General features: G+C 32.2%; 29 protein-coding genes and 5 pseudogenes. 17 read left to right on the forward strand and 17 right to left on the reverse strand.

Annotated features, from left to right (window positions below):
- Positions 1 to 8: 8 nt before the first annotated feature.
- The 7 genes and pseudogenes from ISP02_RS11950 to ISP02_RS11975 all read right to left on the reverse strand — a co-directional run.
- Positions 9 to 1,688, reverse strand: a complete 1,680-nt coding sequence (locus tag ISP02_RS11950) for an alpha-glucosidase (RefSeq protein WP_195721752.1) — start codon at positions 1,686 to 1,688, stop codon at positions 9 to 11.
- Positions 1,689 to 1,768: 80 nt separating this feature from the next.
- Positions 1,769 to 2,770, reverse strand: a complete 1,002-nt coding sequence (locus ISP02_RS11955) for a LacI family DNA-binding transcriptional regulator (protein ID WP_195721753.1) — start codon at positions 2,768 to 2,770, stop codon at positions 1,769 to 1,771.
- 132 nt (positions 2,771 to 2,902) lie between these two features.
- A pseudogene (locus tag ISP02_RS11960) lies at positions 2,903 to 3,397 on the reverse strand (recombinase family protein).
- A 391-nt stretch (positions 3,398 to 3,788) separates the two neighbouring features.
- On the reverse strand, positions 3,789 to 3,929 hold the full coding sequence (locus ISP02_RS13060; RefSeq protein WP_235980514.1) for a helix-turn-helix domain-containing protein: 141 nt from the start codon (positions 3,927 to 3,929) through the stop codon (positions 3,789 to 3,791).
- Positions 3,904 to 4,341, reverse strand: coding sequence for a recombinase family protein (locus ISP02_RS11965; protein ID WP_328806056.1), 438 nt, complete (start codon positions 4,339 to 4,341; stop codon positions 3,904 to 3,906). The genes ISP02_RS13060 and ISP02_RS11965 overlap by 26 nt, the downstream gene beginning before the upstream one ends.
- A gap of 18 nt (positions 4,342 to 4,359) precedes the next feature.
- Positions 4,360 to 5,196, reverse strand: coding sequence for an AAA family ATPase (locus tag ISP02_RS11970; protein ID WP_195721885.1), 837 nt, complete (start codon positions 5,194 to 5,196; stop codon positions 4,360 to 4,362).
- A 255-nt stretch (positions 5,197 to 5,451) separates the two neighbouring features.
- Positions 5,452 to 6,621 (reverse strand): annotated as a pseudogene (locus ISP02_RS11975) (DDE-type integrase/transposase/recombinase); the annotation flags it as partial.
- Between the two features lie 237 nt (positions 6,622 to 6,858).
- On the opposite strand from ISP02_RS11975, the gene ISP02_RS11980 reads away from it, so the two are divergent.
- Positions 6,859 to 7,026 carry a hypothetical protein gene (locus tag ISP02_RS11980; RefSeq protein ID WP_193014041.1) on the forward strand — a complete coding sequence of 56 codons (168 nt, stop codon included), beginning with the start codon at positions 6,859 to 6,861 and terminating at the stop codon, positions 7,024 to 7,026.
- A 138-nt stretch (positions 7,027 to 7,164) separates the two neighbouring features.
- Here the strand turns inward: ISP02_RS11980 and ISP02_RS11985 are convergent.
- From ISP02_RS11985 to ISP02_RS12000, 4 genes and pseudogenes are all read right to left on the reverse strand, one after another.
- Positions 7,165 to 7,562, reverse strand: a pseudogene (locus tag ISP02_RS11985) (YdhK family protein).
- Positions 7,546 to 8,346, reverse strand: a complete 801-nt coding sequence (locus ISP02_RS11990) for a hypothetical protein (RefSeq protein ID WP_002512571.1) — start codon at positions 8,344 to 8,346, stop codon at positions 7,546 to 7,548. The pseudogene ISP02_RS11985 and the gene ISP02_RS11990 overlap by 17 nt, the downstream one beginning before the upstream one ends.
- A gap of 256 nt (positions 8,347 to 8,602) precedes the next feature.
- Positions 8,603 to 9,136, reverse strand: a pseudogene (locus tag ISP02_RS11995) (DUF536 domain-containing protein); the annotation flags it as partial.
- A gap of 61 nt (positions 9,137 to 9,197) precedes the next feature.
- Entirely contained in the window at positions 9,198 to 9,872 is a 675-nt protein-coding gene (locus tag ISP02_RS12000) for an IS6 family transposase (RefSeq protein WP_195721754.1), read from the reverse strand.
- A gap of 44 nt (positions 9,873 to 9,916) precedes the next feature.
- On the opposite strand from ISP02_RS12000, the gene ISP02_RS12005 reads away from it, so the two are divergent.
- From ISP02_RS12005 to ISP02_RS12020, 4 genes are all read left to right on the forward strand, one after another.
- Positions 9,917 to 10,585: a helix-turn-helix domain-containing protein gene (locus tag ISP02_RS12005; RefSeq protein ID WP_052437231.1), complete on the forward strand. Its 669-nt coding sequence runs from the start codon at positions 9,917 to 9,919 to the stop codon at positions 10,583 to 10,585.
- Between the two features lie 79 nt (positions 10,586 to 10,664).
- The gene (locus tag ISP02_RS12010; RefSeq protein ID WP_052437230.1) at positions 10,665 to 11,159 is read left to right on the forward strand and encodes a DUF536 domain-containing protein; all 495 of its coding nucleotides are present in this window, start codon (positions 10,665 to 10,667) and stop codon (positions 11,157 to 11,159) included.
- 228 nt (positions 11,160 to 11,387) lie between these two features.
- Positions 11,388 to 12,239, forward strand: a complete 852-nt coding sequence (locus ISP02_RS12015; protein WP_040030568.1) for an SDR family oxidoreductase — start codon at positions 11,388 to 11,390, stop codon at positions 12,237 to 12,239.
- A 277-nt stretch (positions 12,240 to 12,516) separates the two neighbouring features.
- A complete protein-coding gene (locus ISP02_RS12020) occupies positions 12,517 to 12,654 on the forward strand; it encodes a hypothetical protein (protein WP_021459086.1) in 138 nt (45 codons plus the stop codon).
- Between the two features lie 73 nt (positions 12,655 to 12,727).
- Here the strand turns inward: ISP02_RS12020 and ISP02_RS12025 are convergent, their stop codons facing one another.
- Genes ISP02_RS12025 through ISP02_RS13070 form a run of 3 tightly spaced genes read right to left on the reverse strand, consistent with a single transcriptional unit; the run spans position 12,728 to position 13,490 of the window.
- The gene (locus ISP02_RS12025; protein WP_173020195.1) at positions 12,728 to 12,874 is read right to left on the reverse strand and encodes a hypothetical protein; all 147 of its coding nucleotides are present in this window, start codon (positions 12,872 to 12,874) and stop codon (positions 12,728 to 12,730) included.
- 51 nt (positions 12,875 to 12,925) lie between these two features.
- On the reverse strand, positions 12,926 to 13,357 hold the full coding sequence (locus tag ISP02_RS13315; RefSeq protein WP_224725325.1) for an SHOCT domain-containing protein: 432 nt from the start codon (positions 13,355 to 13,357) through the stop codon (positions 12,926 to 12,928).
- Positions 13,290 to 13,490 carry a hypothetical protein gene (locus ISP02_RS13070; protein WP_073346352.1) on the reverse strand — a complete coding sequence of 67 codons (201 nt, stop codon included), beginning with the start codon at positions 13,488 to 13,490 and terminating at the stop codon, positions 13,290 to 13,292. Before ISP02_RS13070 ends, ISP02_RS13315 begins: the two co-directional genes overlap by 68 nt.
- Positions 13,491 to 13,978: 488 nt before the next feature.
- Between ISP02_RS13070 and ISP02_RS12040 the strand changes: the two genes are divergently transcribed.
- The 7 genes and pseudogenes from ISP02_RS12040 (at position 13,979) to ISP02_RS12070 (ending at position 17,956) form a co-directional block, all read left to right on the forward strand.
- Positions 13,979 to 14,596: a CadD family cadmium resistance transporter gene (locus tag ISP02_RS12040; RefSeq protein ID WP_002467537.1), complete on the forward strand. Its 618-nt coding sequence runs from the start codon at positions 13,979 to 13,981 to the stop codon at positions 14,594 to 14,596.
- Between the two features lie 18 nt (positions 14,597 to 14,614).
- The gene (locus tag ISP02_RS12045) at positions 14,615 to 14,962 is read left to right on the forward strand and encodes an ArsR/SmtB family transcription factor (RefSeq protein WP_002467551.1); all 348 of its coding nucleotides are present in this window, start codon (positions 14,615 to 14,617) and stop codon (positions 14,960 to 14,962) included.
- A gap of 165 nt (positions 14,963 to 15,127) precedes the next feature.
- A complete protein-coding gene (locus ISP02_RS12050; protein WP_011276848.1) occupies positions 15,128 to 15,223 on the forward strand; it encodes a type I toxin-antitoxin system Fst family toxin in 96 nt (31 codons plus the stop codon).
- Positions 15,224 to 15,559: 336 nt separating this feature from the next.
- Positions 15,560 to 16,051, forward strand: a pseudogene (gene thyA, locus ISP02_RS12055) (thymidylate synthase); the annotation flags it as partial.
- Between the two features lie 113 nt (positions 16,052 to 16,164).
- The gene (locus ISP02_RS12060; protein WP_031885498.1) at positions 16,165 to 16,593 is read left to right on the forward strand and encodes an Rrf2 family transcriptional regulator; all 429 of its coding nucleotides are present in this window, start codon (positions 16,165 to 16,167) and stop codon (positions 16,591 to 16,593) included.
- Between the two features lie 198 nt (positions 16,594 to 16,791).
- A complete protein-coding gene (locus ISP02_RS12065; protein WP_255307513.1) occupies positions 16,792 to 17,289 on the forward strand; it encodes a DsbA family protein in 498 nt (165 codons plus the stop codon).
- 16 nt (positions 17,290 to 17,305) lie between these two features.
- On the forward strand, positions 17,306 to 17,956 hold the full coding sequence (locus tag ISP02_RS12070; RefSeq protein WP_031885497.1) for an NAD(P)-dependent oxidoreductase: 651 nt from the start codon (positions 17,306 to 17,308) through the stop codon (positions 17,954 to 17,956).
- A 298-nt stretch (positions 17,957 to 18,254) separates the two neighbouring features.
- On the opposite strand, the gene ISP02_RS12075 is transcribed toward ISP02_RS12070, so the two are convergent.
- Complete coding sequence (locus ISP02_RS12075; RefSeq protein ID WP_195721755.1) at positions 18,255 to 19,010, reverse strand: sulfite exporter TauE/SafE family protein; 756 nt, start codon at positions 19,008 to 19,010, stop codon at positions 18,255 to 18,257.
- Entirely contained in the window at positions 19,010 to 19,270 is a 261-nt protein-coding gene (gene cstR / locus ISP02_RS12080) for a persulfide-sensing transcriptional repressor CstR (protein WP_031863946.1), read from the reverse strand. The genes ISP02_RS12075 and cstR overlap by 1 nt, the downstream gene beginning before the upstream one ends.
- A 137-nt stretch (positions 19,271 to 19,407) precedes the next feature.
- Here cstR and cstA point away from each other — a divergent pair, with 137 nt between their 5' ends.
- The 5 genes from cstA to ISP02_RS12105 all read left to right on the forward strand — a co-directional run bounded on the left by cstA (position 19,408) and on the right by ISP02_RS12105 (position 24,826).
- On the forward strand, positions 19,408 to 20,475 hold the full coding sequence (gene cstA / locus ISP02_RS12085) for a persulfide response sulfurtransferase CstA (protein WP_012816716.1): 1,068 nt from the start codon (positions 19,408 to 19,410) through the stop codon (positions 20,473 to 20,475).
- Between the two features lie 30 nt (positions 20,476 to 20,505).
- On the forward strand, positions 20,506 to 21,840 hold the full coding sequence (gene cstB / locus ISP02_RS12090; protein WP_195721756.1) for a persulfide dioxygenase-sulfurtransferase CstB: 1,335 nt from the start codon (positions 20,506 to 20,508) through the stop codon (positions 21,838 to 21,840).
- 170 nt (positions 21,841 to 22,010) lie between these two features.
- Positions 22,011 to 22,604: a recombinase family protein gene (locus ISP02_RS12095; protein WP_073346381.1), complete on the forward strand. Its 594-nt coding sequence runs from the start codon at positions 22,011 to 22,013 to the stop codon at positions 22,602 to 22,604.
- Positions 22,576 to 24,018, forward strand: coding sequence for a Mu transposase C-terminal domain-containing protein (locus tag ISP02_RS12100; RefSeq protein WP_123145469.1), 1,443 nt, complete (start codon positions 22,576 to 22,578; stop codon positions 24,016 to 24,018). The genes ISP02_RS12095 and ISP02_RS12100 overlap by 29 nt, the downstream gene beginning before the upstream one ends.
- Positions 24,011 to 24,826: an AAA family ATPase gene (locus ISP02_RS12105; protein WP_123145470.1), complete on the forward strand. Its 816-nt coding sequence runs from the start codon at positions 24,011 to 24,013 to the stop codon at positions 24,824 to 24,826. The genes ISP02_RS12100 and ISP02_RS12105 overlap by 8 nt, the downstream gene beginning before the upstream one ends.
- 245 nt (positions 24,827 to 25,071) lie before the next feature.
- Here the strand turns inward: ISP02_RS12105 and merB are convergent, their stop codons facing one another.
- Positions 25,072 to 25,722 carry an organomercurial lyase MerB gene (gene merB, locus ISP02_RS12110; RefSeq protein ID WP_073346369.1) on the reverse strand — a complete coding sequence of 217 codons (651 nt, stop codon included), beginning with the start codon at positions 25,720 to 25,722 and terminating at the stop codon, positions 25,072 to 25,074.
- Between the last annotated feature and the right edge of the window lie 26 nt (positions 25,723 to 25,748).

Raw genomic sequence — 25,748 nt, forward strand, 5'->3', positions numbered from 1 at the left:
AAAGAAGACTAAATCTTTATTTCTATTATTAATGCTTCATATGGTCTTAATTTAATCTTATTTTCTGTTTTTTCGACTGCTCCATAATTATCAAGAATCAACTCATAATTCGTATTTTTAATATCAATATCATTATGTTTATTTGATAAGTTTACAATTATCTGTAATTTTGTCGTCTGGTCATTTCTAAAATAACTGATAATATTTTCGTTTGTTTCTCTATGAGCTGTAAAATTGCCATATATCAATGTTTGACTATATTTAGAATGATTTCTGAGTTGAATAAGTTCTCTATAAAAATTCAATAATGAGCTTGAAGTATTTTCTTCAATTTGAACATTGATTGTTTTATAGTTTTCGATGAGATCAATCCAAGGCTTCGTTTTAGAAAACCCACCAAATTTTTGATCATTCCATGGTAATGGTGTTCTAGTGTTATCACGACTACGTAAATTAACAAATTCCATTGCTTGTTCTTCGGTAAACCCCTCTTCTATAGAACGGTGGAAATTATCGATACTTGATATATCATTAAACTGATCTATAGATTGGCGTTCGAAATTAGTCATTCCTAGCTCTTGCCCTTGATATATAAATGGTGTACCTCTTAAGAAAAAGTACAACATGGCAATTGCGCTACCACCCACGAAATTTTGATATGATGGGTCTTTTACTAATTTGGATAGTGCACGAGGTTGATCGTGATTCTCTATGAAATTGGCTCCCCATCCAACTTTTTGGATAGCTTCTTGACTTTCAAATAAAAGCTTTTTATATTCTTCAGTTGTCCAGTTTGTGCGTTTAAACCAATCACTACCAGATTCGACATCAATATCTGTATATTTAAAATCAAATATCATTGAAAAATACCCATCTTCACCAATAAAATCGGTTAATTCATCATAATTGACACCAGGTGCCTCACCAACGGTAATACAATCAAATTTTTCGAAGGTTTGTTGTTTAAGTTCTTTTAAAAATAATTCAATACCTGGTCTATTTCTTGTCTTATGTTTACACGTTACTAAACCGTCATTACCATCTGCTGTTAGACTTTCAAAATCTTGATCCTTTTTCAAAAATGTAATTGAATCAATACGAAAACCAGCTAATCCTTTCCTTAACCACCAATTAATCATATGATATATTTCTTCTCTTAATTTTGGATTTTCAAAATTTAAGTCTGGTTGTTTTTTATCAAAAACATGCATATAATACATATCTTCACCTACTACTTTTTCCCAGACACTTCCTCCAAATATGGATCTCCAATTATTAGGCGGCGCGCCATTTACACCTTCTTTGAAAATATAATAATCCCTATAAGGACTTGCTGGATCATTGAGGGCGGCCTCAAACCATTCATGTTCATCCGAAGTGTGATTTACTACCAAATCTAACATGATTTTTATGTCGTATTGTTTTGCTTTATTTAGTAACGTTTCCAAATCATTTAAACTGCCAAATTCACTGTTAATATCTTTATAATCAGAAATATCATACCCGTTATCCACCATAGGTGATTTGAAAATCGGACATATCCAAATCATTGTGATTCCTAAACTATTTAAATAAGGTAATTTTTCTATAATACCGTTTATATCGCCGACACCATCATTATTTGTATCTTTAAAACTCCTTGGATAAATTTGATAGATTACTTCTTTTTGCCACCATTGTACGTTCATTGTTATCCTCCTCTATGGTATCGATACCATATATTGTAAAATATTTAGAACAGCTATAGATATTTAAGCTGTTCTTTTGTTTATACTGATGCTCTTTCCACTATTTTCAGTTTCAATTTATCTATATCAATATCATATTTTTTACCATCTAATAAACTCATGAGTAAGTGCGTTGCTTCTTGTCCAATCGCTTCCACTGGTTGAGCTACAGTTGTAATAGGTACACTTATCATTGAAGAAAAAGGTTGATCGTCATATCCCATTACAGCAACGTCAATCGGTACATTTAAACCATTAGCTTCAAATGTTTGAATTATACCTGCCGCGACTTCATCACTTCCTGCAAAAATAGCACTCGGTCTACTCTTCTGGGACATCGCAATGACAGTAGAAGCTATATGCTTTCCATCATCAATTGTGTGTATATTTGTATAAATACGCTCAGTATTTAATTCAATATGATTATCTTCTAATGCCTTGATATAGCCTTTATCTCGGGAAGATCCATGTTTTGTTTTGGAAAAATGTCCTCCCGTACAGTAAGCAATATCCGTATACCCCTTATTCAATAAAAATTGAATCGCATGGTACGTTGCTTGCTCCTGTTCAGTACCGATGGTAGGTATATTAGAGTGTGCCAATGATTTGTCACCGATTAACACAATTTGTCCATATTTTTGATATTGCTTAATCACTGATACATCGTTTTCCAAAGAGGCCATAATGATACCATCAATATTTTTTTGCTTTAACATATCTAATAAACGCAATTCTTCATCCACATCATCATAAGATTGCATTATTAATGTATGATAAGGTGTTTGTTTAACTACTTTATCAATAGCGTCTATAAGGTAAGAGAAAAATGGATTCGTTATTCTAGAAACAATTACACCAATCGTAAATGTTTTATTAGCACGTAATTGAGTTGCTGAAGAATTAGGCATATAATCTAATTCAGACATTGCATCTTTTATTTTTGCCTTTTTATCATCAGAAATATAAGGATGATTATTTAAATAACGTGAAACGGTAGTTACTGACAATCCAGCATGATTCGCAACATCTTTAATTGTAGCCATAAAACCCTCCTAAATATATGAAAACGATTTCATAAAATTTTACATGCTTCTTAATAATTTGTCAATGTCTAAATCAAATATATATAGTGTTGTAGTTTTCACGAAGTAAGACTGCTCATTATAGGTTTCATATTAAAATTTTAATTCTTTAATAATTCTATATACCGTAGGTTGGCTCACTCCTGTTTGTTTAGCAATCTCTACACCTGTAATCTTTTGTTCATCATATAATAATTTAATTTCTCTTTTTTTGGACAGGTAATGAAGGCCTGTCGTCTTTTCGTCCTCTTGCTCTCACAGCTTCCAGTCCTTTTTTAGTTCATTCGCTTAATAAGTTGCTGCAAGTTCAGTGAATGCAATCATCCTGATAAAAAACATCTTACCCATCGCATCTTTCGTTGATATGTTCATATTGATAATATGTAAATCAATGCTGTTTTCATTTAACAACTGAGATAACTCAATTAACTGTTTCGTCGTACGTCCAAGGTGACCTAGTTTATATAACGAGAATATTTTCCTCATGTAAATAATCTAAACACTTATCAAATGTTGCTCTTTTGGTTTTACGACCACTCGCTTTTTCATTAAAAATGCGTTCACACTACATTCTTCCAGTGTAGCAATTTGTCCATCAAGACTTTGATCTTATGTGAATACACGTGCTTAATCAATTGTAGCCGTTTAAATACTACCTCTTTTAATCACTTTATCGCTACTTGGTAAGACACTTATATACTTATTAATGAAATCTAATTCTCGCTACAAATGAGAGATTCTGACAGCGTCTAAGAAGTCATATTTTTTGCCATTTTCATAATACAGGTTTAGAAACTAAAATATGTAAGAAAAACCTCTCACTTTTATAGTAAGAGGTTTTGTGTCAAAAACGAACGTTTTCTGGACATAAAATATAATAGATTTTTACGATTGGCAAATATGTCATTTTCCTTTTTATATTGCAGTGATTTCCCTTATTAAATTGCAAAAAAGGACGTATTAATACGTCCTTTCGTACTTATTTCTTTAATATTCTATATATTGTTGTCCTACTCAAACCTACCATTTTTGAAATTTCACTTGGTGTGTACGTCCGACTTGCGTATAATTGTTTGATATAATTTCGTTTATCTTCAGAAATTTGAGGACGCCCCCCCATATCTACTACGTTCTTTTGCAGCTTCTAATCCGTTCGTTGTTCTTTCTTTTAATAATATGTTTTCTGTTTCTGATAACATTTTAAATACTTCAATAAATAATTGACCTTCTTCAGTATTAGTATTTATGCTTAAATCAAGCACTTCTAAATAGATATCATATGGTAATATTCTATTTTCAAAAAATTCTATTAGTCTTTTTGGAGTGAATCCTAGTACTTCCAATTTTTCTATTACCAAAGTATCGTTAGTTTGCAACTCGTCTAAACAATGTTCAAGTTCTAGTTGTTCTTTGTAATAAACATTCACTTGTTCAGAATAAACTAAATTACACCTATTCATTAAGAGTTTAGTTATTTGAGTATCTAGATTTTGATCAGGATACGCTACACGTGCATAACCAATTTTTCGCACTTTATGATCCCTCCTAATTTATTCGTTTTCTCCTATTAATAAACCTTCACGTGCTGTTTCGATAACATCTACTGTTATCTTACTAAGTTCATTAATTTCCATAATACGTATTATTTGTGAAAACAGTCTTTGAACAAGTCTGAAATTACCATTTGTGATCTTTATAACCGTATTAATTGCTTCATAATCCTCAAAGTCTTCGTAGCTAACGGGAAGAGATAGCTCTTCCCATTTATATTCTAAAATATGTTTTAACTCATCATTTGTTAATTTATCAAATTGATGGCTGAACCCTATACGAGAGTACAATTGAGGGTATCTTGATAAACGTTTTTCAATTCCAGGCATACCTATTAAAATCATACCTATATCAAGTTGGTCATAAATATCTCTTATTATTTCTAATGTTTTGTAGTTTAACCGGTCTATCTCATCAATAATAATCAAATCAATTTCATAATTACCTGGTTGCAATCTAACAAGTTCTTCTAATCCATTAAACTCCTCTTGTTTTTTCAATGATCGATACCCAATTTTTCCTAATGTTAATTCACTAGCTAGGTTCAATAGTTCTTTATAAATTCTTGAAGGTCTAACAGGAGGTGCTGTATAAAAAATCGTTTTACAATTTAAAAATTGATCATCATCTACATTACTTCCTTTATCATCAGCTTTTTGAAACTCAGTAATGATTGGGTTTACATAGTCCCAATTAGCATAGTACTGTGCAGAAAAAGTTTTGCCTACCCCTGGATTCCCATAACAAACGCCCATGTATTTATACTTTGCACAATTATCACAAAATTCTTCAAAACGACGATATTGTTTCGTTTCAACAAAAATTTTATTAGTCATTTTATACCTCTTTAATTTTGACTTCTTTTGTTGATTACTTTGGTTGTCTCGTTTATCTAATCTTTCAGCTTGTATATTTCTAACCACTTGCTTTGTATTGACTATCGATTTACCTAAAATTCTTTTATTATTGGCACGTTGTCTCTCTATTTCCTTAATCCCTACACTTTGGTTTTCTAATTCATTACAATAAGCTACGCACAAGAATTCGTTATTTAGGTAGACTCTTACTTCAGAAATATCATTTGGGTCATAACGTATAAATACATCTTCAGTAATATAAGCAATTAAAGTAGTTGAAAAATATCTTAACCCTTTAAAATAAATCCCTTCTCTTCTAATTTTTCGTGGTTTACTCGTTGTTAGCAACAATAAATCTAAACTCTCACGTGAAGTTGGTAAATTAGGTAAAAAGTTAGGTTGATTCCATCTTTTTATAGGTGACTCTTTTGTAGTTCCATGAGGACGATAATGGTAATTATTTAAAATGAATTTTTCAAACCTTTCATTTAATTCTTCTAAAGTTAGATGTTTCTTAGATTTCTTGTTTTTAATATATCCTGGCAAAACTTCTAAGAACATCAAATTAACAGTTTGAAAAAAACGTTCAATTTTTCCACGTCCTTTTGGTATACCAACTTTAGAAAAAATAAGTTCCATTTTTAGGTTTGCTGAAACTTGTTGCATATAGTCAGAAGTATAATCTTTACCATGATCTGTATAAAATTTTTCAGGAATACCACAAATTGGCCAATTTGGATTTCCCTTTTTCCAAATTACTTGTCTAAGTACTAGTGCAGTTCTAATAGTATCTGGAGTTCCGAATTCTATTCTATAGCCTGCAATTGCTCTACTAAAATCATCTAAAACTACAGTTAACCATGGTCTTTCAAGTTTGTTTTTTTCGTTTAAAACCTCTATATCTAGCATAGTATGATCGGCTTGCCATATTTCATTAGGATAATTACATTCTCTAAGGTAAATAGCGTCGTACTTTTCAGCATATTTTTTACTATTTAAATCAGAGTAGGATTTTAAATGATTAGATATTTTTTTAATACTTGCATAAACTTGTTTATAACTAGGTAAAGGGTAATTCATTTGATTACACCAATCTATAGTTTTACGGTGTATTGATGCTATAGATATACCTTTGTTAGATAGATATTCATTTTTAATATAATTGATCGTATCTTTGTTTAATTTAACTTTATCTAAGTCCTTTCGTCTTTTGTTTATTAATCCTATTAATCCCTTATTGTCGTAGCTTTTTACCCAAGAATAAATTGTTCTTTGAGGTATTTGTTTATTATTACTAATATCTTGAACTGACTTCTGTTTTTTTATATAGGGTTCAATGATTTTATATTTTTTCATAGCTTCTTGGCGTTGAAAATGTGTGTAGTCGGCCAAATTCTTATCCATTTTAGCACCTCCATAATTTCAACTTTTTGATTCCAAAGATTTTATACATAGCCTCCTTTTAAATCATCATATAACAAAATGGTAAAATTACAACAAAAGACACACGCTAATATTATGTATTATTAGGGTAAGCCTTAATCAGTCAGTAGGCAAAGTGGTTTTTTTAAGGTTTTAATTACATGATTAGGGTGTAACAAAAGTAAAAAACGAAGATTAAAGAAAAGGAGTTCATAAAATATGAAAAAATTTATAATGGGTTTATTAGCAGGTTATGTATTAAATGAGGTAGCAAGCAAGTTTTTTAAAACAAAAGTTGAATATGGTACACCTCATTATAGTTCAAAATATCCTAAAGATAAGATTGTAAAAGAAATGGAAAAAGAAGGTAAATTGGTTATTCATTAAAATTAATTTGGTTGGGTATTTTTTCAAAAATAGTTTTATTAATGGGATTAGTAACTTTAATTATATTATATATTAGTCCCATATTTATATAAATTTCAAAGAACCAATAACGAAGGTTTATAGATGTTAATAATACGTTTAACGAGATTTTAGTTCGTCACTTGTCATCCATTTATGGTTTTTAACCATCTTGTCACTTTCCGTTGATTTATAATCTACCATGTAAACGGTTGTGTTTTTTACATCATCTATTTTAGCTTTTGCGCCTTTCATACCAGCCATATGATCACCTTCTAACTTAACCGTATCGCCTTTTTCGAACCCATTTTCAGAAGCGTCAGCAACCTCTTCATTAATGACCCATTTATGATTATTAACTTTTTTATCTCCATTTGTAGGTGTATAACTTACAACATAGGCGTATGTTTTATAGGCACCTTTCACAGTAGCTTCAGCGTTTTTCATACCAGGCATGTGCCCTGCTGTAATAGTAATATCCTCACTTTTTTAAACTTACCATCATCCGTGGCCTTCATATTCTTGTTCCTCTCTCATTTCTTTTGTTTCTTTATCTTTTTCTTCTTGTTCATTTTGCTGCTTTTGTGCTTTTGGTACTTGTTGAGTTTGTTGTTCTTGTTTTTGCTCTTTAAATTTAGGTTCATTTGCATCATTTTCGTCATTACTTTGTCGTTCGTCTGATTCTTCTTCTTTTGTTTCAGGTGGTGCTATTTTTGCCGTTCCACCTTCGTTACGTGGTTGTTGTGCTTCTTCGTTAGATTGCTCATTAGGTTCCTTTTTAGGTTTTTGTTCATTAGATTCTCTTTCATTATCATTAGGTCTTGTATGGTCTTTTCTTGCTTGTTCTTCGAGTTTTTCACTAGAACCTTTATATTTAGGGCTTTCCCTTATAAACTGGATATAATTTTCTATGTCTTCTTCTGTTCTATCATCTAAATAATCACCAACCTCACCACTTTGTTTATTAACTGTAGTTGCTGATTTTTGGGGCGTACCTACAGCATCATTAAGTAAAAACGTTATAAAATATTCAGAATTATTGGTTCTATTCTGATCGATTTTAAAATCATGATACGAACCAGAAGAAAAAACATTTTCGGCTCTTTTAAGAGCTTCACTTTCAGAAATTTGATTCTTACTTTCCTGATTTGAAGTATTTTTTTGTTGTTCATCTTTGTTTTTTTTAGCTGTTTGTTTATTATCTGTTTTGTCATCTTCTTTATCATTTTCGATAAAGCTATTACCACAAGCCCCTAAAATTAAAGCACTTGAAATTGTTGTTGCGAAAAATAATTTCTTCATTATTATATCTCCTAAAACATTATTAATATCCATTTTATCAAACTGTGAAATTAAATCTATATTATTTTTACTTATTAACTTAATGAATACCAATACACAAATAAAGGTTCTGTTGCAAAGTGTACAAATAAAGTTGAACATTATAAAACGTATCAAAAGTTAATTTAAAGTTAACATAAACAATGATTATCAGAAGTTCGATTCACATAAAAAAGCACGACAAGTTCATAAACTTGTCGTGCCTTTTTAATTACAATTAGTTACCAAATAAACGACTCCAAAACCCTTTTTTAGGGGGCTGTTTTCCCCTATCCTCATTCTCACTCTCTATTTCTTCAGATGGTTTATCATCTTTTGCTAATACTTTTTCGTTTGTACTGTCATCTTTTTTCTCTTCAGCTACATCTTTATGTTGTACTTCTGTTGGCTGTTCATCTTCTTCTTCTTGATTAATATCTTTAGATTCTTCGGTAAATGTTGCTTCTTGCCCATTAACGTTTTGTCTATCATTAACAGATGTATCAAAGGAATAATTAAGCTGTCTTTCTTCCTCTAATTGATTCTCCAATTTTTGAATCTTCTTATTACTCTCTAATGCCAATACTTGCTGATTCTCAAGTAATTTTGATCTTTCCTGCAACTCTTTTCTGTAGAATTCAATTGTTGTTTCATGACGATTTTCTTGTTTCTCAATTTGATCATTCAAAGTATCAATCTGATTTTTAAGGATTTCTACTATTTGAGTATCACTTTTGGATTCAACATTAATATTATCTGACTCTTTTTTTTGGGTTCTGTTGCAAAGTCAGAAAAAATATAACTAATTATCATTTTAACATGGTAGTATTCCCTTAACTGGCCAACATGTGATTAATTTCGTAGCACGGCGAAAATCCGTAGATCTGAAGAGACCTACGGTTCTTTTTATATAGACCATAAATACATTCAATACCTTTGAGTGTATTCTTTGCCGTATTGACGCTTTGATATCTCGTCTTTCTCACTTTAATATGACGGTGATCCTGCTCAATGAGGTTATTAAGATATTTAGATGTACAATGACAGTCGGGATTAAGTTTAAAATCTTTAATCAACTTAGACATTGCCACCTTCGTCGAAGGTGACTGGTCTGTAATTATCATTTGAGGTTTACCAAATTGTTTAATAAATCGCTTAATAAACGCATATGCTGAATGATTATCTCGTTTCTTACGTAACCAAATATCCAATGTATGACCATCTGCATCAATGGCACGATATAAATAGCACCATTTTCCTTTTATTTTAATGTATGTCTCATCAACGCGCCATTTATAATAAGCTTTTTTATGCTTTTTCTTCCAAATTTGATACAAAATAGGAGCATATTCTTGAACCCAACGGTAGATCGTTGAATGATGAACGTTAACGCCGCGTTCTCTTAGTATTTCAGATATATCACGATAACTAAGCGCGTATCTTAAGTAATAGCCAACGGCTACAGTTATTACATCTTTATTAAATTGCTTATATCTAAAATAATTCATAGAGAACGCTCCTTTTTTGTTAAAATTATACTATAAAATTAACTTTGCAACAGAACCTTAATTCTTATGCAGATGAAGAAAAAAATAGAGTAGATATAAATAAGCGATTTAGACCAACTCAATATAGTTTAGAAGAAGCAGAAGAGAAGTTTCCTGAGTGGTATGAGAGAGTAATTGTTCAAGGAGATAAGAGAGCTAAAAGATGGGATATAAAGAGAGATCTTTATGATTGGTGGTTAAGACAGTCTTATAAAGTTAAGGGTGGACATCGTTATTTTTATTTAATGTGTATGGCAATTTATGCTGTAAAGTGTAATATTTCAAAAAATGAAGTTAGAGAGGATATGTATAAAATATTTGATGAATTAAAAGAAATAGAACATTCCAATCCTTTAGAAGAAGATGATATTAAATCGGCTTTAGAAACTTATGATAGACAATATTACAATTTTACTATTGATGACATTGTAAAATTAACAGATATCCCTATTGAAAAAAATAAAAGAAATTACAGAAAACAAGAGATACATTTAAAAGGCGCAAGAGCAATACAGGAAATAAATGATCCAGAAGGTAATTGGAGAAATCAAGAAGGTAGACCTTCAAAAGAGAGTCTTGTTAGGGAATATTTAGAAGAAAATCCTGATCATACGCCAACAGAAATAGCTAAAAATTTAAAAATTAGTCGTACAACAGTTTATAAATATATTTAGTGGAGTGTACAGCACTGTAATAAAGCGTACAACGATTTGTACAGCATTATGATACAATGGTTTTTAAGTGAGGTGGCATATGAAGGAGAAAATTTATACAATAAAAAACTTATGTGATGAATTAAATCAGCCAAGACAAAAGATAAGAAGAAGACTTGAAAAGCTTGAAATTAAAGCTATTAATGAAGATACAAGAACTTATGAAAATGAACCTCTGGAGTATGATCACCAAGCTTTTTTGAAATTAGCAGAAGAATTTGATGTACGAATTGACAATAAAGAGTGTACAGCAAGTGTACAACAGCGTACAACGAATGAACAGCACCGTACAGCAGAAGAAACAAGCAAAGATAAGCTAATAAAGGTACTAGAAAAGCAGTTGGAAGAAGCGAATAAATCAAGAGCAAACTTAGAAAAACTTTTAGATCAACAACAACAATTAACTTTGATTTCTAATAAAAAATTTAAATTATTAAAATTAGAAGTTGAAGAATTAAAAGTACAGGAAGAAAAAGAAGAAGATACTAAAAAATCTAAGTGGTATGATATCTTTAAGAGAAAAAGACAAAGTTAGTGAACATAAGTAGATTTAAGCGAAGTTAAAATGCTTTTATACTCATCTTTCTTAAATAAACTACTTGATTATAGTTTATGATATAATTTTAAATAAGTTAGTGAACAACAGTAGAATATGACGACATATGAATGATGTAAATAAATTAATAAATAGTGATTTATCAAGTTGCTTAGTATTAAATTACGAAGAAAAAATTTATTGATGAGATAGAAAGAGAGGTATATTATGATATTGATAACAGGTGCAAGCGGACAGGTCGGATGTGCAGTCATTCGTGCATTAAGTAAGGTGGGAATCGAGACAAAGGCGTTTATTCACAGCGCCTCCAATATAGAAAAGGTAAAAGAAGCTGGTGCAACGGAAGTATTCGTCGGTGATATGTCGGAAGAAAAAGATTTGAGAGAAGCTCTTCATGGAGTGGACACCGTGTACTATATTTGCTCTGCTGCAAATCCTAAAGAAGATGAAATCGGCGAACAGATGATACAAATCGCCAAGAAAGTGGGAAACATATATTTCGTTTACCATTCCGTGCTACATTCAGTGCTTCAGGATATGCCGCATCATAAAAGAAAGTTGCATACAGAACAGTTGGTGGTAGATTCTGGTCTGGACTTTGCCATTATTCAACCAGCTGTCTTTATGCAGATGCTGATGCCAGCTGTCAAATCCGTTCAGAGCGGTGGTCCCATGCTTCAGAAGTTTTTTACCTCGGATGAGACGCAGATGAGTCTTGTGGATATGGAGGATTTTGCGGAGGCAGCTGCTGTGATTTTAAGTAACAAAGACTATGCGAATGGAACTTTTGAATTGTGTGGAAAAGGCAGTTATTCACTACAGAATATGGAAGCAGTTTTTTCCGAGGTGGCAGGCAGAGAAGTCAAATCTGCATATATAACAGATGAAGCTTTTATCGGGCAGATGAAAATCGATGCATCTAGCTATCAGGCACAGACGCTACTAACTATGTTTCGGCATTACAATGAACACAGTTTCCGTGGAAACAGTGTTGTGTTATCGCAGATTCTGAGACGAGATCCACATACATTGCATCAGTTTGTTAGCAGAAACATCTAGTAATATATTTCAATGTATTTGTAGGGCTGATGTAACTTGATTTTATATTCAGTTCCGTCGTATCTTTTATAAAATGCGTCGCTAAGTGATTTGTAAATTAGAAAGCTTTAGTTTGTCTTAATGCTAATTATGTAAAACTGTTAAAAATAGTTGAATAGATTAGAATCATAAGGATAGAGTTAGTTTTATACTCTATCCTTTTTGTGTTTTGTTTTTTAAGTTTGTCATAACAGTTGTTTTAATATGTTACCCTTATTACTACATGGGACGTTCTGAAATGAACATGCCCGAAATGAATATGGAGCAAATGCAGCAGATGCAACAAATGATGATGGAACATATGGAAACAACAAAACAAATTAAACAAAAACTAGGCTACTTATCCCCTGTAAAATACAGAGAATTAGCAGCCTAGAACATAGTGTTTTTATTAAGTTCCCATTTTAAGGGTTCAGTGCCTTGTAGTTATTGTGTTTTTATATACTTTACTACTTATTTTCTTTGTTATCATCAAAGGACTGCATGAAGTTCGTGCATGCATTTATCATATTATCCATTCTCTGGTCATAATCAGAACCTTGGGTAAAACCAGTTTGTCCAATGACGATTAAACCAGCTAGTACAAACGACAGCACTAAAGGTAACTTCTTTTTCATCGCTTATTTCCCCTTTCATTCAAAGTATCCCTAATCTTTTTTTAACACTTTCTTTAATTTTTCATATTCATCTTCATTAATTTCCCCTTTGGCCAGCCTTTCCTTTAAAATTTGTAAAGAATCATCTGATCTTACACCTTTTGGTTTTTCTGAAGCTTTTGCAATTAATATATATACACCATAAAATAACAAGCCAAGAATGATAATCCAAAAAATCATGCCAATGAACCCCATTCCGCCCATCATATTTCCTATACCCATACAATTTGTCAGTCCTTTCCTTCTTTCTTGTTTTACAATTATACCATATGGGGTATTAGTATCCCAAAAAAGTGTTTTTAATATTAGTAGCAGAAGGCAATTCATTGTACCGCAAAATGGCCCGATTATTGAACTATTTTTTAATAAAATAATTCCTACGTTCCCAATTCCAGAAAGCAATAATACTAAAAGCTTCCTCATCTGCTTTTTCCTCATCATCTGTCATATAATCTGTATCTTTTATTGGATATTTTGCCGTTTCATCAACGGGAGATTGAATATCTGACTTATGCTTATTTTTTGGTTTCACAATTTTTGAGCGTAATATTTTCATGGGAACGCTCCAAATCAATATCTTTATTTGGCTCATATTTGCGTTTTAAGAGCTTATGTATGTTTTTAGGTTAAAAACTATATGATTTATACCTAATTCTTTAAAATACCCCCTTAAAATTCAAAATAAGAACATTTGAATTTAAACAAACCTCCTGCCATCTCAGCAAGGGGCACTTGAAAACCGTTTGGAAATCATCAAGGGACGGGTAGTATTTTTTGAAAAAGCCACTCAAAAAATCTCCACTCAAGGCACGCATAAAATATCAGCGAATATACCAAAGGAGTGAACATATTGATTCCATATTATCTTTGGTTTAAAGAAAACATTTAAAATTCATGATTATATGCCAACCATTCGACTATTTTTTGAGTTTGTTAAAAGTTCCGAGGCTCAACGTCAATAAAGCAATTGGAATAAAGCACCTATGATTATTAAAAAAAATAAGTTATAATATATTCAAAAATATTTTTGAATGAGGTGTAATTATGATTCAGACTATTGTAACTGCTGCTATTCTTTATATTGTGACAGCATTAGACTTATTAGTGATTTTATTAATGTTCTTTGCTAGAGCAAAGACTAGGAAAGAATATCGAGATATTTATATTGGTCAATATGTAGGATCTGTGGCATTGATTGTCATAAGTTTATTCTTTGCCTTTGTCTTAAATTATGTTCCTGAAAAATGGATATTAGGATTATTAGGGTTAATACCGATTTATTTAGGAATTAAAGTGGCTATTTATGGTGATAGTGACGGAGAAGAGAGAGCTAAAAAAGAATTGAATGAAAAAGGATTGTCTAAACTAGTTGGTACGATTGCAATTATTACGATAGCAAGTTGTGGCGCTGATAATATTGGTGTATTTGTTCCCTATTTTGTGACATTAAGTGTTACTAATTTATTAATTACTTTGTTTGTCTTTTTAATTTTAATTTTCTTCTTGGTATTTACTGCACAAAAATTAGCTAATATTCCAGGAGTTGGAGAAATTGTTGAGAAATTTGGTCGTTGGATTATGGCTGTTATTTATATAGCTTTAGGTTTATTTATCATTATAGAAAATGACACTATTCAAACAATTTTAGGATTTATATTTTAATTTAGGGTGTGATTTTATATGAGCTATAAAAATGCTTGTGATGTGATCTGTGTACATGAGGATAAAGTTAACAATGCCTTAAGTTTTTTAGAAGATGATAAATCTAAGAAATTACTTAACATTTTAGAAAAGATTTGTGATGAGAAGAAATTGAAAATTATATTATCTTTGATTAAAGAAGATGAGTTGTGTGTTTGTGATATTTCTTTGATATTGAAAATGAGTGTTGCTTCAACTTCACATCATTTAAGACTTTTATATAAAAATGATGTGCTTGATTTTTATAAAAAGGGAAAGATGGCATATTATTTTATTAAAGACGATGAAATAAGAGAGTTTTTCTCTAAAAATCAGGAGGGTTTTTGAAACGAGTGAAACGAGTTTCTTCTTGTCTTGATACTATAAAATAAGCAAAGATATAACATAAAATGACTTATCGGAAGTACATATGCTTCAAAAGATACAGATGGTATAATAATGGAGTCGCCTATCTCTCAGGCGTCAATTTGACGTAGGGAGGAGGTGTTATTCATGTTGGAAATCCTTGTTCACATCACGACCACAGTCATCAGTGGTTGTATTATTGCGTTATTTACGCATTGGCTGCGTAATCGCAAAGACAAATAGGCGACAATAGCCACACCTACAAAAATCCCCTCACTATTTGCGGTAGTGAGGGGATTGGTGTATCCATGCTGGATTCCTTGTTAAGTGCATTATAACACCATAGTAGATAGGAATGCAAAACTAAAATTTTATATGATTGTATTTTATACATGTTAAATATTTAATAATTCATGTAATACAATGTTCCAACGTTTAAGTACTTGTTTAGGTTCGTGCATTTCAACTGTTATACCTGAAGTAATATCAGCATATTTTGCAATATCTTGTCTTATCGATTTTATAGTTGCTTCGAACCTTGTACGTTCATAAACTTCATTATTAGGTGAAGGTAAAAAATTAAATCAAGTTGAGTACATTTTACACCAATTAAATCAAAATCCAGCATCACGTAGAATTATGACAAGTTTATGGGATGTAGATGATTTAGATGAAATGTCATTAGAACCGTGTGTTTGGGCTACAAATTGGAAAGTGAGTTACGGTGCTTTAAATTTACATGTGAAACAACGTTCGGCAGATATGGCTCTAGGTCATCCATTTAATGTATTTCAATATGCGGTTTTACACAGGTTAATAGCAGACCAATGTGGTTATGAGTTAGGAAATTTGTATTGGTGTATAGATGATGCCCATGTATATCTTAAACATATAGATACATTAAAGAAGCAACTATCCAATCCTATTAATCAATCTAAACCAACAATAAGTCTACCTAGTAAATATGATGAGAAGGGTAATCTTAAATCTTTTTTTGAACGTAGACTATCTGAAGTACAGTTGAATAATTATAAACATAATGGAATTTTTAAATATGATATAGCGGAATGATAATGAAAGTAAGGGATTTTATAAAGCTATCACATTCATTTTTATAAATAAGATAAAAAAGATTTGACAATATTCCTCGTTGTAACTAAAATAGTTACAATGAGGTGCTTGATTTGAAAATAAGTAGTCGTTTTACGGTCGCTGTTCATATATTGGCTTTAATAAAAATCGAAAAAAATTATGCTTTAACATCGAATCAAATTGCAGAAAGTGTGAATACTAATCCTGTTGTTATTCGAAGATTAATGGGGAAACTTAAAAAAGTTGGTTTTATTGAAACTTCACATGGCAATTCAGGAGTTAAACTTTTAAAATCATTAGACGAGATTACATTATTTGATGTTTATAAAGCTGTAGAAGTTGTTGAACAAGGCCGTTTATTCCAAATACATGAAGATACCAATATCGACTGTACAGTTGGTGCAAACATACAAATTCTATTGGAAGTTATTTTGAAAAACGCACAGGATGCTATGGAGACAGTATTAAAAAGTGTAACATTAGAAAATATAGTAAATAAAATTCTAGTAAACAACGGATAAATATATCCGTCTCCCCTTGTTTGTAACTGTAACTATTACAAGTACGAGCGTGTTGTTTACTTACATTTGATGAAACTGTATTAACCATCTTAATAAACATTATTGGAAGGAGAAATTATTTTGTCACTAAAAGTAAGCGTTTATTCTGATTATGTTTGTCCTTTTTGTTTTATAGGCAAGGATTAACTTGAAAAAGCAATAAAAGAAACAGATGCTGATATATCTATAGAATGGCAAACATTTGAGCTAAGACCCAAACCATTAGAGCAATTAGATCCTGTTAATGACTCATCCAAACTATCACTCTGGCAGCAAGTGATATATCCAAGAATAACTGAATGGGGAGTAGATATGAAATTACCAAATGTGTCTCCCCATCCTTATACAGATTTAGCGCACGAGGGCTTCTATTTTGCGAAAGAACATGGAAAAGCAAATGAATATAACAATCGTGTTTATGAAGCATTTTTCCAAGAAGATAAAAATATTAGAGAAATTGAAGTACTTACTGAACTTGCTAAAGATGTTAGTATATGGCACGTTCTTGTGGGAGCTTTTAGTGGCTTTTGGATTGCTATGTTAATGGCTGGGGCCGTAACAGTAAGAATGAAATCAGGTGAACGTATTAAAGATGTTTATTTACCACTAATGATAGGCTTTTTAGCGCTATTAGTCTTTTTATTAAATATACTATAATTAGGAGGAATTTATTATGAAAATTGGAATTATTGGAGCAAGTGGAAAAGTTGGAAAACTAGTATTAGAAGAATCAATCGAAAGAGGACATGAAGTAACAGCAATTGTTAGAAATGCTTCAAAATTATCAAGTAGTAATATAAATATTTTAGAAAAAGAAATATATGATATTACTTCTGAAGACTTGAAAGATTTAGATGTAGTTGTTAATGCATTTGGTGCGCCTCTTGGTGAAGAAGAACCACATGTGAAAGCTGGACGTGCACTTATTGAAGCATTGAAAGAAACTGATACAAGAGCAATTATCGTTGGTGGTGCAGGTAGTTTATACGTTGATGAAGCGCAAACAACTAAGTTAATGGATACACCAGAATTTTCTGAACTATTTGGGCCAACTGCAAAAGGAACTTCAAAAGGACAAAGTAGAAATTTAGAAGATTTAAAAGCTTCTAAAGGTATTAATTGGACATTCCTTAGCCCATCTGCAGATTTTGATGCTGAAGGTCCTAAAACTAAAAATTATCAAACAGGCAAAGACAATTTATTATTTAACTCTAAAGGCAATAGTTATGTTAGTTATGCAGATTTTGCATTTGCACTAGTGGATGAGATAGAAAATCCACAACATAAAAATGAACGTTTTACTGTGGTATCAGAAGATAATTAAGAAATATAAATAGTTCGATTATACAAGACGTCTCATCACTAAAAATGATGAGACGTCTTGTATAATTTCAAAGAGAAAAATACTAATAAATTATATAGCTTTATATTTCCAAAAATTCAACATTAAATCTGTATATATGAAATGTTTTAGAAGAAAACGACTGAGTTTTTAAGGTACACCCTAATCATACGTATATAGCTGTTGAATTTATAGCAACTTGCCATTGCTATTTGAGAATGTTTTAACTTTATAAATAAGAAAGAGAAGTGCAAATATTAGTTGTACCTCTCTTTCTTATTTATAAAACAATTTGAATAATTGCAATAATAATTAAAATACTGATGATCCATTTTTGTACAAAACTAGGGACTTTTTTACCTAATTTTAAGCCTAACGGAGCGAAAATAATACTCCCTATTATTAAAAATAACGCGTCTTCTAAAGGAATGTAACCTTGTATAAGTTTAATGATAAAGGCGCCAATTGAAGATATAAAGGCAATTACTATACTATTAGCAACCACCGTATTCATTGGTAATTTGAATAAAACTAATAATATAGGAATAATAATAAAGGCGCCGCCTGCTCCAACTATACCCGAAATGATGCCAACGAAAAGACCCACAATAACCAATAAAGGCTTATTAAAGGAAGATTGGTCTGAACTAGGTTTTACGTTAATAAACATTAATATTAATGCAAGTAAAGCAATGATAATATACACCATATTTACAAATGTAGCATCAAATAAATTTGCTAGCAAAGCCCCTAACATGCTCCCTATAATCATACCTCCTCCCATATAAAGGACCAACTGGGGTGAGAATTCTGGTTTTTTTCTTGCTTTCAAAGAGCCACTTAAGGTACTGAAAAAGACTTGGCTAGAAGTAAGTCCTGATGCGATATACGCGCTATATGCAGGAGCCCCAAATAGTGGCGGTAACAATAAAATGGCTGGGTAAATAATAATAGCGCCACCTATACCTACTAGACCAGATATAAATCCTCCGAACACTCCGATGAGCAACATAATGATAATATTTATAATATTCATTATTTACTTTTCACCAATAAGTTAACAGCTTCATTAATGATTTCTTGTGAATCTTCATTGTTGTCATCAGCTGAATTGACGCATTCAATTAAATTTTCGCTAATAATAATCCCCATTAATCTTTGTAATGAACTTTTTGAAGCACTAAGTTGCGTAATCACATCTTTACAATGCTTTTCTTCTTCCATCATTTTTACAACGCCATTTAATTGCCCTTGTACTCTATTAATACGATTGATCATGTTTTTATCATAATTCATAGTAATTTCCTCCACTTTTAATTGAATACAGTCATAATAATAAATTAAAACAAGTTTGTCAAATACGTGCGGGGGTATTTGACAAAAAGAGTTATATCTTTTAACATACCCTTATAGGTATTTAACAGGAGGTTATTATGAAACAATATAATGAAAAACATATTAATGATTTAAGTAAATCAGAATTAGAAAAATTAACTTCTCAAGGTCAATTGATTGATGTAAGAACACAAGAAGAATATGAATTGGGGCACATCAATGGTTCCACACTGCATCCTGTAGATGAGATTGAGTCGTTCAATAAAGACAAAAATAAAACCTATTATGTACACTGTAAAAGTGGTAACAGAAGTGCTAAAGCTAGTAAATATTTAGCTGAACAAGGTTATGACGTTGTAAATTTAGACGGCGGCTATAAAGCTTATGAAGAAAAAAACGTCAGCGATGATACAAAAGAAGAAAACACAAATGTAGAAATTAAAGCAGAGCGTAAACAATTAAACTATAGTGGTCTTCAATGTCCAGGCCCTATTGTAAATATCAGTAAAGAAGTAAAAAATATTCAAGAAGGTGACCAAATTGAGGTTACAGTCACAGATCCAGGATTCGCAAGTGATATTAAAAGCTGGGCGAAACAAACGGGACACACATTAGTAAAACTTGATGGGGGTGACAATGAAATTAAAGCGATTATTCAAAAAGAACAACCCAAAGATTTAGAAGTGAGTCATACGTCTAAAGGCACTACAATTGTACTATTTAGTGGAGAATTAGATAAAGCAGTGGCAGCAATGATTATTGCGAATGGTGCTAAAGCTGCAGGAAGAGATGTAACCATCTTTTTCACTTTCTGGGGACTTAACGCGTTGAAAAAAGCGCAAACAGCTAACGTTAAAAAGAAAGGTATCGCAAAAATGTTTGATTTTATGTTGCCAAAAACACCCTTGAAAATGCCACTCTCTAAAATGAATATGTTCGGTTTAGGTAATATCATGATGCGCTACGTAATGAAAAAGAAAAATGTTGATTCATTACCATCACTTATCGACCAAGCAATCGACCAAGATATCAAATTAATCGCATGTACGATGAGCATGGATGTCATGGGCATTAAGAAAGAAGAATTAAGAGACGAAGTTGAGTACGGCGGTGTAGGCACTTATATAGGTGATACTGAAAACGCGAGTCATAATTTATTTATTTAATTAAATCTATTAAAATAAGGAGTTCTTTATATGTTTTTTAAACAATTTTACGATAACAATTTATCTCAAGCATCTTATTTAGTTGGCTGTCAACGCACAGGAGAGGCAATAATAATTGACCCTGTACGTGACTTAACAAAATATATGGAAGTTGCAGATAGCGAAGGTTTTACAATTACACAAGCTGCAGAAACCCATATCCACGCTGATTTTGCTTCAGGCATTAGAGATGTGGCAGAACAATTAAATGCAAACGTATATGTATCTGGCGAAGGTGACGATGAATTAAGTTATCGTAATATGCCAGAACAAACACATTTTGTTAAACATCAAGATATTATTCATGTAGGTAACATTAAATTAGAAGTATTGCATACACCTGGTCATACCCCGGAGAGTATCAGTTTCTTACTCACTGATGAAGGTGGCGGCTCAAGCGTTCCAATGGGCTTATTTAGTGGCGATTTTGTCTTTGTTGGTGATATCGGTAGACCTGATTTACTAGAAAAATCAGTTCAAATGGAAGGTTCTACAGAAGTTAGTGCGAAACAAATGTATCAATCTATAGAAAGTGTTAAAGATTTACCAGATTATATTCAAATTTGGCCAGGTCACGGTGCTGGAAGTCCTTGTGGTAAAGCATTAGGCGCCGTACCAATGTCTACGCTAGGTTACGAAAAAATTAATAACTGGGCATTTAATGTAACAGATGAATCTAAATTTGTTGAAACATTAACATCAAATCAACCAGCGCCACCCCATCACTTTGCACAGATGAAAAAAATTAATCAGTTTGGTATGAACATGTATCAACCATACGACGTTTTTCCTAGTTTAGATAATGCAAGAATAGCCTTTGATCTTCGTAGTAAAGAAGCCTTTCATGGTGGTCATACTGAAGGTACAATCAATATTCCTTACAACCAAAACTTCATTAACCAAATCGGTTGGTATTTAGACTATGAAAATAGTATAGATTTAATTGGTGATAAATCTACCGTTGAACAAGCAGCGCATACTTTACAATTAATTGGCTTTGATAATGTAGCAGGTTATCGTTTACCAAAATCAGAAATTTTAACCCAATCCATCCATAGCGTTGATATAACTGGTAAAGAAGAATATATACTTGACGTACGTAATGAAGAAGAGTGGAATAATGGGCACTTAGATCAAGCAGTCAATATTCCGCATGGTAAATTATTAAATGAAAATATTCCATTTAATAAAGAGGATAAAATATACGTACATTGTCAGTCAGGTGTTAGAAGTTCAATCGCCGTGGGTATCTTAGAAAACAAAGGATTTGAAAATGTCGTAAATATTAGAGAAGGCTATCAAGATTTTCCAGAATCATTAAAATAATTTAAGAGTGTACAGAAAATAACCATTTTCTGTACACTCTCTTTTTATAGCTGAATAAGTAAGTATTTCATATATTTGAGTGTTCAAAAACTCAACAAAAAATCTATGTTCATAAAAGACTTCGTAATTAAGTTATGGTACACTTAAGGTGTATATAGGAGGTTTGCATTTTGAAAATAGGTTATGCAAGAGTTTCAACTGGGTTACAAAATTTGAATTTACAGGAGGATCGATTAAATACATATGGTTGTGAAAAGATATTTAACGACCATATGAGTGGTTCAAAAAGTAAAAGACCTGGTTTAGACAAAGCAATTGAATTTGCGAGGTCAGGAGATACGATTGTTGTTTGGAGACTAGATAGACTAGGACGTAACATGGAAGATCTAATCACATTAGTTAATGAGCTTAACGAACGAGGCGTGAGTTTTCATAGCTTAGAAGAAAACATAACAATGGATAAATCAAGTTCCACAGGACAATTGTTATTTCATTTATTCGCAGCGTTTGCAGAATTTGAACGTAATTTGATTTTAGAACGTTCTTCAGCTGGACGAATTGCAGCACGTGCTAGAGGACGCTATGGAGGTAGACCAGAAAAGTTAAACCAAAAAGATTTAAAATTACTTAAAACACTTTATGATAATGGTACACCAATCAAAACAATTGCGGAGCAGTGGCAAGTTTCACGTACAACAATTTATCGTTACCTCAATAAATTGGAGGACAAGGAAGATGAAAAACAAGGAGAAGTATCTAACTAATTTTTCTGAAGCCAAGCGTAAAGAAGCTACTCAAAAGTACAATATTATAAAACCTTTTATCCTAGGCGAACAATCTTTATCAACCATTTCAAAAAGTAAAGGTATTGCATTAAGCACCCTTTATAGGTGGAATAAGTTATATAAAGAACATGGGCTTAAAGGGTTAATTTATACGACAAGAGCCGATAAAGGAACACGTAAAATAGAGCCAAATATAATTGACAAAATTGAACGTCTTACACTTAAGAATAAAAGAAATAGTATTGCTACAGTTCATAGGAAAATCGCTAATTATTGTATAGAGAATAATTTTGATAAACCCAGCTATAAACAAGTTTATAGTGTTATTAAAGCAATGCCTAAGTCTGTTATTGATTTCTCTCACAAAGGTGAAAAATATTATCAAAATAAGTACGATTTAATACAAATAAGAGAATCCTCAAGACCCAATGAAATATGGCAAGCCGACCATACTTTGCTAGATATTTATATATTAGATCAAAAAGGTAATATCAATAGACCATGGCTAACCATTATTATGGATGACTATAGTCGTGCAATTGCAGGCTACTTTATAAGTTTTGATGCTCCTAATGCTCAAAATACAGCATTAACACTACACCAAGCAATATGGAATAAGAATAATACCAATTGGCCAGTATGTGGTATACCCGAAAAATTCTACACAGATCATGGGAGTGACTTTACCTCGCATCACATGGAACAAGTCGCTATTGATTTGAAAATTAACTTGATGTTTTCGAAAGTTGGTGTCCCTCGTGGTCGCGGGAAAATAGAACGTTTTTTTCAGACAGTTAACCAAACTTTCTTAGAACAACTTCCTGGATATATAAACAATAATGATACTCCTAGCGATTTAATAGATTTTCAAAATTTCGAAGAAAAATTACGATACTTTTTAATTGAAGATTATAATCAAAAAGAGCACAGTGCTATCCAGAGCACTCCTATCAATCGGTGGAACAGTAATCATTTTTTCCCTAATATGCCAAGCAGTTTAGAACAACTTGATTTATTATTATTAGAAATACCTAAATCTAGAAAAATTCATTCAGATGGCATTCATTTTCAAGGCTTTAGATACAGTAATACAAACCTAGCTGCTTATGTAGGTGAGTATGTATTAATTCGTTATAATCCCAATGATATGGCTGAAATACGCGTTTTTTATAGAGATGAGTTTCTTTGTACAGCTATATGTCCAGAAATAGCTAATTATTCAATTGATATAAAAGATATACAACACGCACGTAGTCAGAGAAGAAAACATTTAAAACAAAATATTGCTAGTCCAAGCACCACTGATTTAATTAAGGAAGAAAAAGATTATGGTTATTCACCTCAAGAAACGACTAAAAACGTCAAAAAATTAAAGAGGTATCATAATGACTAAAAATCAGAATTTTATTGAAACGAAAGAGTATAAACGGTTTGCTGAATTTTGCGACGCTTGTATTAAATATCAATATATTGGTATCTGTTATGGTCAGCCTGGTGTCGGAAAAACTTTATCTTCAAGATATTATACAAATTGGGATACTATTGAAAAACAAGTTAATCATAGAGGTTGGGAAGATTTAGCTAGTAAAACGACAGATGATATTTTATCAGTAGATAAGATATTCTATACTGCTCCTGCTGAAAAACAAACAAGATTAAGCAATGAACTATATAGCATTAGTGCAAGTATTGATTTAGGTCAAAAATTACATGTCGTAAATAAGTACGGCCACGATCATAGTAAACATTATAGTGAGACATTTAAATATATTAACCTAATCATAATAGATGAAATTGATAGGCTTAAAGTACAACATTTAGAACAATTAAGAGCTATCTATGATGAACGTAATTTAGCGATGATATTTATTGGTATGCCGGGCATAGAGAAAAAACTATCTCGTTATCCCCAACTATATTCGCGTATAGGTTTTGCACATGAATTTGATAATCTAAGTAAAGATGAGACACATCACATATTAGAATATAAATGGCAAGATTTAGGATTTGATTTAAAACTGGAAGATTTTACAGATTATGAGGCAATAACAACGATTATTAAGATTACAAAAGGGAACTTTAGGCTGATTCATCGCTTATTTGCGCAAATAGACAGAATTATGGATATAAATGGTTTAGATAAAATAAGTACAGAAGTCGTAGAAACAGCTAGAGATAGTTTAGTTATTGGTATTCGTTAGTAGAAAAGCACCGTACTCTATTAAAGTGTACGGTGCTTTTTCCCATTTATTAGATAAAACCATTCTCATATAGCAAGTAAAGTGACAAGAATCCACTTTCTCGCTTTATTAACTCCCCGATATAGGCACAAGCAATTGATCTTTTTATTTATTTGGTTTCCCATAAAATTGGTTTCACTAGATAGAGCTTCGGTTACAGGACATCATCGTAAGGCCAAGATTGACGCAGGCGTAATTGCCTAAGATTAAATGTTACAACAGGACCCATTAGTAGGTCCTGACTCCTCATAACGCGCTCCCAAATGGCGACCCAGTTCAAAGGCATCTTCAACGGGCAAAACGCTCGACTCAGGGTGTTGGTTAAGCCAGTCTTGGGCTGCACTCGGTGAACTGAAAAAGTGAACGTCGTTACAGAAGGCCGACCGAACCGAGGCCATTTCATCTGGTGTAACAATCGAGACAACGGCTGTTGAAGGCTCGACGCTTACAACGCGGTCCGGTTCCACCGTCAACCGTACGGACTTACCGGTGCCGTGACAAGGCGAAGCGATGTGGACCGTCCGGCCGATGAGTGCTGGGAACATAAGTGTGTCAAGGGCGCACCATGCATATAGTTGCTTCCCATCAACCTCGAAGCGATGGGGGGTAGGGACCAGTGTGAGGCCATAACCGACGACACGGCCCTGCTCATCAAGTTCCACACTAGGTAGAGTCTGTAGGACTTGCTTAACTTCCTCGACGGGCTTCCCGGTCTCCGCCGCGATGTCCTCAACGGGGACTGGATCGCCCTCCGCCAGCATTTTTAGCAACGGACGGAATAACCACTCCATAGAGACGGCTTCCCCTTGATCAAAAGTTTGATCAAGTTGGGCTGAGAGTTCTGAAATATTTTTCATAAGCTTATTCCTCCTTGTATTTTCTC

The sequence above is a fragment of the Staphylococcus durrellii genome (assembly GCF_015594545.1).
Taxonomy (GTDB): Bacteria; Bacillota; Bacilli; order Staphylococcales; family Staphylococcaceae; genus Staphylococcus; species Staphylococcus durrellii.